Annotated in this window: 9 protein-coding genes; 6 read left to right on the plus strand and 3 right to left on the minus strand. The window is 73.4% G+C overall.

The annotated features are described in order from the left end of the window. The first annotated feature begins 13 nt into the window (after positions 1-13). Complete coding sequence (locus O7607_RS16400) at positions 14-1471, plus strand: M1 family metallopeptidase (protein WP_269704070.1); 1458 nt, start codon at positions 14-16, stop codon at positions 1469-1471. A gap of 4 nt (positions 1472-1475) precedes the next feature. Here the strand turns inward: O7607_RS16400 and O7607_RS16405 are convergent, their stop codons facing one another. Beyond that, positions 1476-2576 carry an LCP family protein gene (locus tag O7607_RS16405; protein WP_269704071.1) on the minus strand — a complete coding sequence of 367 codons (1101 nt, stop codon included), beginning with the start codon at positions 2574-2576 and terminating at the stop codon, positions 1476-1478. A gap of 141 nt (positions 2577-2717) precedes the next feature. Between O7607_RS16405 and O7607_RS16410 the strand changes: the two genes are divergently transcribed. Continuing rightward, entirely contained in the window at positions 2718-4400 is a 1683-nt protein-coding gene (locus O7607_RS16410) for an FAD-dependent oxidoreductase (RefSeq protein WP_269704072.1), read from the plus strand. 119 nt (positions 4401-4519) lie between these two features. Next, positions 4520-6076, plus strand: coding sequence for a glutamine-hydrolyzing GMP synthase (guaA, locus tag O7607_RS16415; protein WP_269704073.1), 1557 nt, complete (start codon positions 4520-4522; stop codon positions 6074-6076). 6 nt (positions 6077-6082) lie between these two features. Here the strand turns inward: guaA and O7607_RS16420 are convergent, their stop codons facing one another. Then, positions 6083-6424: a PspC domain-containing protein gene (locus O7607_RS16420; protein WP_269704074.1), complete on the minus strand. Its 342-nt coding sequence runs from the start codon at positions 6422-6424 to the stop codon at positions 6083-6085. 144 nt (positions 6425-6568) lie between these two features. Between O7607_RS16420 and O7607_RS16425 the strand changes: the two genes are divergently transcribed. The 3 genes from O7607_RS16425 (at position 6569) to O7607_RS16435 (ending at position 9808) form a co-directional block, all read left to right on the plus strand. Continuing rightward, positions 6569-7516 carry an NUDIX hydrolase gene (locus tag O7607_RS16425; protein ID WP_269704075.1) on the plus strand — a complete coding sequence of 316 codons (948 nt, stop codon included), beginning with the start codon at positions 6569-6571 and terminating at the stop codon, positions 7514-7516. Between the two features lie 120 nt (positions 7517-7636). Next, a complete protein-coding gene (locus O7607_RS16430; RefSeq protein ID WP_269704076.1) occupies positions 7637-8548 on the plus strand; it encodes an NUDIX hydrolase in 912 nt (303 codons plus the stop codon). A 345-nt stretch (positions 8549-8893) separates the two neighbouring features. Continuing rightward, entirely contained in the window at positions 8894-9808 is a 915-nt protein-coding gene (locus O7607_RS16435) for a CDP-alcohol phosphatidyltransferase family protein (protein ID WP_269704077.1), read from the plus strand. Between the two features lie 60 nt (positions 9809-9868). Here O7607_RS16435 and O7607_RS16440 read toward each other — a convergent pair whose 3' ends face one another. After that, the gene (locus O7607_RS16440; RefSeq protein WP_269704078.1) at positions 9869-11116 is read right to left on the minus strand and encodes a phosphatidylserine decarboxylase; all 1248 of its coding nucleotides are present in this window, start codon (positions 11114-11116) and stop codon (positions 9869-9871) included. Between the last annotated feature and the right edge of the window lie 121 nt (positions 11117-11237).

Raw genomic sequence — 11237 nt, forward strand, 5'->3', positions numbered from 1 at the left:
AGGGATCGAGGCGATGACGCGGCGCGGCGCACGACGACGGCTCGGGTTGCTGACCTGCGGCACGCTGCTGGTCGCAGGCTGCGGTTCGGGCGACCCGGACCCCGGCCCCGCGTCACCCACCACGCCCACGCCGGCCGCCTCGCGCACCTTCGCGCCGGGTGCCGCCGGGGCCGGGGATCCGTACTTCCCGAGCTACGGCAACGGCGGGTACGACGTCGCCCACTACACCGTGAAGGTGCGCTACGACCCGGAGACGGACAAGCTCAGCGGCACCACCACGCTGCGGGCCACCGCCACCGCCAACCTGTCCGCGTTCAACTTGGACCTGGCCGGGCTGACCGTCCGCTCGGTCACTGTGGACGGCACCGCCGCCCGGCACAGCCGCACCGAGGACGAGCTGGTGATCACCCCGGCGATCGGGCTGACCTCCGGCAACGGCTTCACCGCCGAGATCCGGTACGACGGCCGGCCGGAGCCGCTGCGTACCGAGTCGCTGGGCGAGGGCGGCTGGCTGCACACCACCGACGGGGCGATCGCGCTCGGTCAGCCGGAGTCGGCGAGCACCTGGTTCCCGGTCAACGACCACCCGTCGGACAAGGCCACCTACGACATGGAGATCACCGTCCCGAAGGGACTGACGGCGGTCTCCAACGGCGTGCCGAAGGGGAAGACGACAAGCGGCGCCTGGACCACCTGGAAGTGGTCGGAGACCGCCCCGACGGCCAGTTACCTGACCACCGTGGCGATCGGGAAGTTCCGGGTCACCACCGGGGAGCACAAGGGACGACCGGTCTACAACGCGGTCACCACCCAGGTGGCGGAGGGCGCGCCGGACCGGTCCATCGCGCGCACGATCGAGGTCGCCGACTACCTGGAGAGCGTCTTCGGGCCGTACCCGTTCGAGGCGTACGGCGGCGTGGTGATCGACGACGAGCGGATCCGGTACGCGTTGGAGACGCAGAGCCGGCCGGTCTACTCGGCGAGCTTCTTCCGGCAGGGCGACAACACCGGTGTGGTCGCGCACGAACTGGCCCACCAGTGGTACGGCAACAGCGTGTCGATCCAGCGCTGGCAGGACATCTGGCTCAACGAGGGGCTCGCCACGTACGCCGAGTGGCTGTGGGCCGAGCACAGCGGCTCCACCACGGTGCAGCGGACGTTCGAGCAGAAGTACGCCAACGCCGGCGGGCAGGTGTGGCGTACGCCCCCGGGCAAGCCGGGCGTGGCGAACCTGTTCAGCCGCTCGGTCTACGACCGGGGCGGGATGACTGTGCACGCGCTGCGGGTGGCGGTGGGCGACACCGCGTTCTTCACCGTCCTGCGCACCTGGGCGGCGGAGCGGAAGAACGGCAACGCCACCACCGCCGACTTCGTGGCGCTGGCCGAGCGGATCTCCGGCAAGAAGCTGGCGAAGGTCTTCGACCCGTGGCTGTACGGCACCGAGCGCCCGCCCGCCCCCAAGTCGCTGTAGTGGGTCAGTTCTTGACGCGCAGCGACGGGTGGGCGGCCAGGAACGCGTCGGCCCGCCCGCCGCGCAGCGCGGTGAGGAAGTCGCGGCCGAGCGGCTTGAGCTGCTCACCCCGGTAGGCGCCGCCGCTGCTCACCCCGGCGCCGGGCAGCACGACGAGGGTGAGCCGGTCGGCCGGGATACCACCCAGGGCGTACGCGAAGTCGATCAGCTTCCGGCCGCCCCCGGCGTACACCAGGGTCTTGCCCAGCGCGGCCACCACCTGCTCGACCCGCTGCGGGTCGCGGGCCGTGCCCTGGTCGAGGATCTTGCGGGCCAGTGCCCGGAGCAGTTGCTGCTGGTGCCGCTGCCGCGTGTAGTCGCCGCCGGCGGTGTAGCGCTGCCGCGCGTAGTCCAGCGCCTGCCAGCCGGTCAGGTGCCGGGTGCCCTTCCGGTAGACCATCTGCGGCCCGACGTACCCGCCGCCGGTCAGCGTCCGCATGGTGCCGTCCGGGCGGCGGTGCCGGGAGGCGACCTGCTGGTCGACGTAGAGGTCCACCCCGCCGAGCGTGTCCACCAGCTTGTCGAAACCGCCGAACGTGATCACCGCACCGGCGTCGATGCGCAGCCCGGTGTAGCGGGAGACGGTGGTGCGCAGCAGCTCGTACCCCTGGGCGGTGCTGGGGTTGGCCTTGTCTCCCGGCACCCGGCTGCCGTAGCTCATCGCGTGGGTGAGCTTGGTCCGGCCGCCCGGGTAGCGGGCCTTCGGGTAGGCGGGGATGTCGACCACCAGGTCGCGGGGGAGTGAGAACAGGTACGCCTTGTCCAGCCCGGCCGGTACGTGCAGCAGCAGCACCGCGTCGGCGTGCGGCTCCCAGCCGGGGATGCTGACCCGGGTGTCCACGCCGACGAGCAGCAGGTTGAGCGGGCCCTTCAGGTCGGCGCCGGGCGGCGGCGTCGGGCTGGCGGTGGTCGGGGCGGGTGTGGGGGAGGCCGGCGGCGCGGTGCTCGGTGCGGCGGCCGGGGCGGACGGGCGCCCGGACACCAGCCGGGTGGTCACCACCGCTCCGGTGGCCACCAGCAGCGCCGCCACCAGTGCGGCCAGGCCCAGCAGGCGTCGTCTCGTCACGTTCGTGCCTCCCCGTGGAATTCGACGCGCCAGGGGATGCCAAAGGTTGCAGCGGCGGGAATCCCGGCGAATCGAGCGCTCTGCATGATCTGCGAAAAACACTCGCTGGCGCCATAGCTACCGGTCGGTAATGATGCGTTCATGCGTTACGACGTGCTCGTCATCGGTTCCGGGTTCGGCGGCAGCGTCACCGCGCTCCGGCTGGCCGAGAAGGGCTACACGGTGGGCGTCCTGGAGGCGGGACGGCGCTTCGCCGACGACGAGTTCCCGCGTACGTCCTGGCGGGCGCGACGGTTCCTCTGGGCGCCCCGGCTCGGCTGCTTCGGGCTCCAGCGGATCACGCTGCTGCGCTCGGCCGACCGCAAGGCCGGCGGCGGCGTGCTGGTGCTCTCCGGCGCCGGGGTGGGCGGCGGGTCGCTCGTCTACGCGAACACGCTCTACGAGCCGCTGGACGCGTTCTACGCCGACCCGCAGTGGCGGGACATCACCGACTGGCGCGACGAGCTGGCCCGCCACTACGACCAGGCGAAGCGGATGCTCGGCGTCACCACGTACCCGATCGACACCCGGGCGGACCAGGCCGTCCGCGCGGTGGCCGAGCGGATGGGGGTCGCGCACACCTACCACCCGACCCCGGTCGGGGTGCACATCGGGCGCCCCGGCGAGCGGGTGGCCGACCCCTACTTCGGCGGGGCCGGGCCGGACCGCACCGGGTGCAGCCACTGCGGCTCGTGCATGACCGGCTGCCGGCACGGCGCCAAGAACACGCTGGTGAAGAACTACCTCTGGCTGGCCGAGCGGCTCGGCGTGCAGGTGCACCCGCTGACCACTGTCACAGCGGTCCGCCCCGACCCGGCCGGCGGGTACGCGGTGCACACCGAACGCACCGGCGCGTGGCTGCGCAAGCGGCGCGAGGTGATCCACGCCGACCAGGTGGTCTTCGCGGCCGGCGCGCTCGGCACCCAGCGGCTGCTGCACGGCATGAAGGCGGCCGGCGCGCTGCCGGCGCTCTCGCCCCGGCTGGGCGAGCTGACCCGGACCAACTCCGAGGCCATCCTCGGCGCCTCGGTGGCGCCCGGTGCGGCCCGGCGGCGCGGCCTCGACTTCACCGAGGGGGTGGCGATCACCAGCTCGTTCCACCCCGACCCGCAGACCCACATCGAGCCGGTCCGCTACGGCAAGGGCTCCAACGCGATGGGCCTGCTCCAGTCGCTGCTCGTCGACGGGGGTCCCCGCCGCGTCCGGCGCTGGCTGGGCAGCATCGTCCGGCAGCCCGTGCTGGCGGCGCGGATGCTGTCCGTGCGCCGGTGGTCCGAGCGCACCGTTATCGCGCTCGTCATGCAGTCGGTCGACAACTCGCTGACCACCCGCTACCGCCGGGGCCGGCTGGTCTCCGGCCCCGGCCACGGCGCGCCCAACCCGACCTGGATCCCGGCCGGCAACACGGCGGCCCGGCTGCTCGCCGAGGAGATCGGCGGCACCCCGGGCGGTGCGGTCACCGAGCCGTTCAACATTCCGGTGACCGCGCACATCCTCGGCGGCGCGGTCATCGGCGCCACCCCGGACGAGGGCGTGATCGACCCCTGGCACCGGGTGTACGGCCACCCGGGGCTGCACGTGGTGGACGGCGCGGCGGTCTCGGCGAACCTGGGCGTCAACCCGTCGCTGACGATCACCGCGCAGGCCGAGCGGGCCATGTCGTACTGGCCGAACAAGGGCGAGGCGGACCCACGTCCGGCGCTCGGGTCGGCGTACACCCGGGTGGCGCCGGTCCCGCCGCGGCGCCCGGCCGTCCCCCCGCACGCCCCCGCCGCCCTGCGGTGAAAGGAAGGGCCCCTTCTTAACGCCTCCGGTAGAGGAAGGGCCCCTTGTTAACACATTCACCCCGCCACACCGCCGGGGCGCGTCCGGCGGCCCGGTGACTGTCGGTAGGCTTTGCGCACATGAGCACGCCTCGCCCCGTCCTCGTGGTGGACTTCGGAGCCCAGTACGCCCAGCTCATCGCGCGCCGTGTCCGCGAGGCGAAGGTCTACTCGGAGATCGTCCCGCATTCCATGCCGGTGTCCGAGATGCTGGCGAAGAACCCGGCCGCGATCATCCTGTCCGGTGGCCCGTCGAGCGTCTACGCGCCGGGCGCCCCGCAGATCGACGCCGGGATGTTCGAGACCGGCGTACCGGTCTTCGGCATCTGCTACGGCTTCCAGGCCATGGCCCAGGTCCTCGGCGGCACCGTCTCGCGCACCGGCAACCGCGAGTACGGCGGCACCCCGCTGCGCCCGCGCCTGACCGAGCCCGGCGTGCTGCTGCGTGACCTCCCGGCCGACCTGCCGGTCTGGATGAGCCACGGCGACTGCGTCACCGAGGCGCCGGAGGGCTTCACCGTCACCGCCGAGTCGGCGGGCGCCCCGGTGGCCGCCTTCGAGGACCTGGCGGGCCGCCGCGCCGGTGTGCAGTTCCACCCCGAGGTCGGGCACACCGCGCACGGCCAGGAGATGCTCACCCGCTTCCTGTACGACATCGCCGGCATCGCACCGACCTGGACGCCGTCGAACATCATCGACGAGCAGGTCGCCCGGATCCGGGAGCAGGTGGGCGACAAGGAGGTCATCTGCGGCCTCTCCGGCGGCGTCGACTCGGCGGTCGCCGCGGCGCTCGTGCACCGCGCCGTCGGTGACCAGCTCACCTGCGTGTTCGTCGACCACGGCCTGCTGCGGGCCGGTGAGGCCGAGCAGGTCGAGAAGGACTACGTGGCGGCGACCGGCATCAAGCTCAAGGTGGTCGACGCCCGGGAGCGGTTCCTCGGCGCGCTCGCCGGGGTGACCGACCCGGAGCACAAGCGCAAGATTATCGGCCGGGAGTTCATCCGGGTCTTCGAGGCCGCCGCCCGGGAGATCGCCGCGCACGGCGACGTGGAATTCCTCGTGCAGGGCACGCTCTACCCGGACGTGGTGGAGTCCGGCGGCGGCACCGGCACCGCCAACATCAAGAGCCACCACAACGTCGGCGGCCTGCCCGAGGACCTCAAGTTCTCCCTGGTCGAGCCGCTGCGCACGCTGTTCAAGGACGAGGTCCGCACGATCGGCCTGGAGCTGGGACTGCCCGAGGCGATGGTCTGGCGGCACCCGTTCCCGGGTCCGGGCCTGGCCATCCGGATCATCGGCGCGGTCGACGAGGAGCGCCTCGCCGTGCTCCGCAAGGCCGACCTGATCGCCCGGCAGGAGCTGACCACGGCCGGCCTGGACCGGGGCGTCTGGCAGTTCCCGGTGGTGCTGCTGGCCGACGTCCGCAGCGTGGGGGTACAGGGCGACGGGCGCACCTACGGTCACCCGGTGGTGCTGCGCCCGGTCTCCAGCGAGGACGCGATGACCGCCGACTGGTCCCGGCTGCCCTACGACGTGGTGGCCCGGATCTCCACCCGGATCACCAACGAGGTCGCCGAGGTCAACCGCGTCGTCCTGGACGTCACGAGCAAGCCGCCGGGCACCATCGAGTGGGAGTGACGCCGCTCAGGCCGCGGGCGGCGTCTGCGGTCCGGCCCCGGGCTGCGGGGTAGCCGGCGGGACCGGTGCCGCCGGCGGGACCGGCGGCCACCCGGGCGCGGTGCCCGGCGGGTGCGGCCAGGCGGGCGCGCCGGCCGGCTCCTCGGGCATCAGGAACCACATGATCGGGTACGCGAGCGCGGCGAGCCCGCCGGTGAGCACCGTGGCGGTCGCGAAGATCACCCGGATCAGCGTGGGGTCGGCGGCGAAGTAGCGGCCGAGGCCGCTCGCCACACCGGCGATCATGCGGTCGCTGACAGGTCGGCGGAGCTGCTTGTACGGGGCCTGGGAGGGGTTCGGGAAGGTCATGTGTCAACGGTCCCGCGCGCTGCGGCGGTCGACCTCGGTGACCGCCCGGACGGTTACCCTGATCCGTCCCTGAGGCGCCAGCCAAGAGTCAGGAATCCGACTCTTTTCGATGTCGGTAACCCGCTCCGGGGAGAATTTGCTCCCGTGACCACCTCGCTGGAGCCGCTCCGCAGGATCGCGGCATACGCAGTTTGTGCTGATTCAAACGGCCGAGTGTTGCTGGTCCGCGCATCGGAGCGCTCCGGCACCCCCGGCACCTGGTCGCTCCCCGGAGGAGCGGTCGACCACGGTGAGGACCCCAAACACACAGTCGTCCGGGAGACCGCGGCCGAGACCGGGCTCTCGGTGGCGGTCGCCGGCCTCCAGGACGTGCTCGCCGACATGCGGGCGCTACCCGAGCGGCGCATCACGATCCACACCGACCGGCTCCTCTACACCGTGTCGGTCCGTGGCGGGACGCTCACCGATCGGGTCGACCGGCCGACCGACCTGGCCCGCTGGTTCACCCTTGACGAGGCCCGGGAGCTTCCGCTGCGGTCGTTCACCGCACGTGCCCTGGGCCTGCCCACCTCCACCGACGACATCGTGCCGGAGGAGGTGCCCGAGTTCCCCTCGTTCTACGCCGTCCCCGGCCCGGACGGGCTGCACCGGGCGCAGCGCTTCGCCGCGTACGCGGTGGTGACCGACCCGGACGAGCGCGTCCTGCTGACCCGGGTTTCCGACGGCTACCCGGGCGCCGGCTGCTGGCACCTGCCCGGCGGCGGCACCGACTACGGCGAGCAGCCGGGTGCGGCGCTGATCCGGGAACTGGTCGAGGAGACCGGCCAGACCGGCCGCCTGGTCGAACTGCTCGGGGTGGCCAGCCACCGGGACGCCGCCTCGCTCGGCCCGGAGGGCTACCCGATCGACTGGCACGGCGTACGCGCCTTCTATCGGGTGGTCGTCGACCAGCCCGCGCCACCCACCGTGGCCGACGTCGGCGGCTCCACCTGCGAGGCCCGCTGGTTCCGCCGCGACGAACTCGGCGCCCTTCCCACCGACCGCCTCACCGAGGTGACGGCCGAGGCAGTCCAGGCCGCCCACCTTCTCTGACCCGCACCCCCGAGCGCCCCACCCGGCGATCATGAGGTTGACGGCGGGAAATGCCCGCCTCGGTACCGCTAACCTCATGATCGACGGAGTGGGGCGCTCGGGTGCGGGGGAGTGGTGCGGGTGGAACAGCGGCGGCGGGTCGGGGCCTACGGGGTGCTGCGGGACTCCGACGGGCGGGTGCTGCTGGCGCGCGGCTCGGCGAAGTGCCCGTACCCGGGGGTGTGGCAGCTGCCCGGCGGCAGCGTCGAGCACGCGGAGCACCCGGCCGACGCGGTGGTCCGCGAGTTCGCCGAGGAGACCGGGCTGACCGTCGCGCCCGGCGCGATCCGGGCCGCGGTGGCCGACGTGGCCGCGTTCGCCGACCTGGGGATCGCGCTGCACACCGACCGGTTGATCTTCGAGGTCGAGGAGCGGGGCGGGCGGCTGCGACCCGAGCCGGCCGGCGGCACTGACGAGGTGGGCTGGTTCACCCCGCAGGAGGCCGCGAGCCTCCCGCTGATGGTGTTCACCGCCGAACTGCTCGGCCTGCCGGTGACGCCGCTGCCGGCCGGCCTGCCCCGAGGACTGCCCGTCGACCCGGCCGGGTGCTCCGCCGACCGGCGGCAGCGCTTCGCCGCGTACGGGCTGGTCACCGACCCCGTCGACCGGGTGCTGCTCACCATGATCGCCGACGGGTATCCGGGCGCGGGTCGCTGGCACCTGCCCGGCGGCGGCACCGACCACGGCGAGCAGCCGGCCGCCGGGCTGCTGCGCGAGCTGGTCGAGGAGGCCGGGCAGCTGGGCCGGGTGGTCGACCTGATCGCCGTGGACAACCTGCACAACCCGGCCGCGCTCGGCCCGGAGGGCCGCCCGCTGGACTGGCACGGCGTCCGGGTGATCTACCGGGTACGCGTGGACGCGCCGACCGACGCGGTGGTGACCGAGCTGGCCGGCGGCTCCACCGCGCGGGCCGCCTGGTTCGCGCCGGAGCAGGTCACGGGCCTGCCGATGACCGACGTCGCCGCCCGCGCCACCGGCCGGCGGGTGAGCTGAATCGCTCGCCGAGCCGCCCTGGTTGACCTCCGGTACAGTCAGGAGTAGGGCCGACCGACGAAAACGGGCGTTGAGCCCCGAGGTGGGAATGAATGGGCGGTTCGCGCGGTTAAGGGAGATATAAGTACCGCCGGCAGCTATCGCCAAGCCCTAGTCCCCTGTGCAATGGTGTACTCCGCAAAAGGGCTGCCGGACCCGAAAGGTCCGGCACGAGACAGCCGGACACCCGCCCCACCGTGGGCGGCAAGCCGATCCGGTGATGGAGGAAACGTGCCGAGAGCCCCATGGCGCCGGCGTCGTACGACTGACAGTCCGCGCCCCGCAGGGCGTCGCTGGGCGGGCAGGTTGCGCCGCAGCAGTACGTTCGCCCGCCAGGTGCTGCTGGTCCGAGTGGGCCGCCGGGACGGCGCGACCGTCTCGGGGACCGACCGGGTCACCCCCGACCACCGTTACGCCGACCGCCAGCGCCTGCGCTACGGCCGGCTCGACACCGACATCGAGACCGTGCGCCCGATCAGCCCGGCGCTCGCGCCGGCCGCCCCGGTCGACGACGAGTCTCCGGCGATGGCGATCCCGCTGCTGCCGGGTGAGCGCACCGCCGCCCGCCGGGCCAAGTTCGCGCTCGTCAACGCGTGCACGCTGAGCAGCCTCATGCTCGGCATGCTGGCCATCTTCCTGGCCATGCGCGGTGACGTGCAGATCGCCGCGATCTGCCTGATCGCGTGCGTCGCGTTCGACGGCCTCGACGGCGCGCTGGCCCGCAAGCTCGGTGTGGCCAGCCCGTTCGGCGCGCAGATGGACTCGCTCGCCGACATGTGCTCGTTCGGCCTCGCCGCGCCGGTCGTGGTCTACGCCTCGCTCGCCGGTTCGGTGCCCCCGGCCGCCGCCGCGGTCTCCTGCGCGCTCGTCGCCGCGTGCGCCGCGATCCGGCTCGCCCGGTTCAACGTCTCGCCGAAGGACGGCCGCTTCTTCTGCGGCGTGCCGACCACGATGGCGGCCGCCGTGCTGGCCCTGACCGTGGCCATCGGCGTACCGGTCTCCGGCCTGGTCATGGTGGCCGGCGTCGCGCTGCTCGCCTTCGCCATGGTGTCCAGCTTCCCGTACGCGAAGCTGGCCCGGCTGCTGAAGCTGCCGCCGTGGCTCTGGCTGGCCCCGGTGGTCGGCGCGCTCGTCGACATCCGGCTCACCTTCGCCCTCGTGGTGGTGGGCTACCTGGTCAGCGGGCCGCTGCTCTGGCTGCACCAGCGCCGTACCGCCTGACCCGACAACGACAGAAGGGGCGCCGCTGCAGCGGCGCCCCTTCTGTATGTCCGGCGGCTGTCAGCGCCAGCGGGCGATCACCGTCGCGCCGCCGACCACCTTGTCGCCCGGCCCGACGAGCGGGTCCGCGGCGTCGGCCGGCAGATAGACGTCGGTACGCGAGCCGAACCGGATCAGGCCGAATCGCTCGCCCCGGGCCAGCAGCGACCCGACGGGTGCCCGCTGCACGATCCGGCGGGCGATCAGCCCGGTGCGCTGCGCCACCACGACGGTGCCGTGGTCGGTGTCCAGCACCGTGTACGCCGCCACGTTGTGCTCGGCGTCCGGCTTCATGGCGTTGACGAACCCGCCGTCGGCGACGAAGTAGTCGACCACCTTGCCGGCCACCGGGGCGCGGTTGACGTGCACGTCCAGCACCGACAGGAAGACCGCGATCCGCAGCCACTCGCCGTCACCGAAGCGCTCGTCCTGGAGGCGCTGCACGGACAGCACCTGACCGTCCGCCGAGGCGACCACCGCCGACGGGTCCTCCGGCACGTCCCGCTCCGGGTCCCGGAAGAACGCGGCCACCGGCGCGGCGGCCAGCGCCGGCAGCAGCCAGAGCTTCGACTTCGGCCGGGCGGCCCGGGCCAGGGCGGCCAGGCCGAGCGTGATGCCGGCCGCGGCCACCCCGTTCGAGTCGATGTGCATGCCCCGGGTCAGCGGCACGCTCGACGGGCGGTACGCCGGGGACAGCGAGGCCGCGAGCGCGACCGGCGCCGGAGCGAACCGCAGGTGGTGCACGCGTACCGGCGGGGTGTTGCGCAGCACCAGATCGCTGCGGACGCCGTGCAGCACGCCCTGCCGGTCCAGCTCGCCGTCGGCGCCCTCGGTGCGGAACAGCGGCGCGGCGACGCTCAGCACCGCACCCTCGGCGAGGTACTTCGCCAGCCCGTCGATCGCGGTGCGCGCCTCGTCCGCGGTGCCGGTGAACGGCTCGGCGACGACCACCACCGCGGCGGCGTCGGCCTCGGCTAGGGTGTCGACCACGCGTACCCGGTCGGCGACCCAGCGGCCCTGTGCGGTCACGTGTTCGCGCAGCGCGGCCGCCGCGGCGCCCTCCGCGGGCACCACGGTGAGCCGGTCGCCGGGCAGCAGCGCCTCGATCGCGGCGGCCAGCACCGCGGACTCCGGGGTCGCGCCGACCAGCAGGCCGGCCTTCGGGTCGTTACGCCGGGCGAATTCGCTGACGAGCGTGCGGGCGGCGCGCTCGCCGATGCGGACCGCACCGGAGGGACCGGTGACGCGCACGGCGGGTGACTGGGTCATGTCGGACGGGCTCCTGACGAGATAGCGAACGGACGGGGCGGCTCCGGCGACCCGACCGGCGGCTCCGGCATGGTCGGGGTGCGCGGGCCGGCCGGCGGAGGCGAGATCTCCGCCGACCAGC

Source organism: Micromonospora sp. WMMA1949, from assembly GCF_027460145.1.
Taxonomy (GTDB): domain Bacteria; phylum Actinomycetota; class Actinomycetes; order Mycobacteriales; family Micromonosporaceae; genus Micromonospora.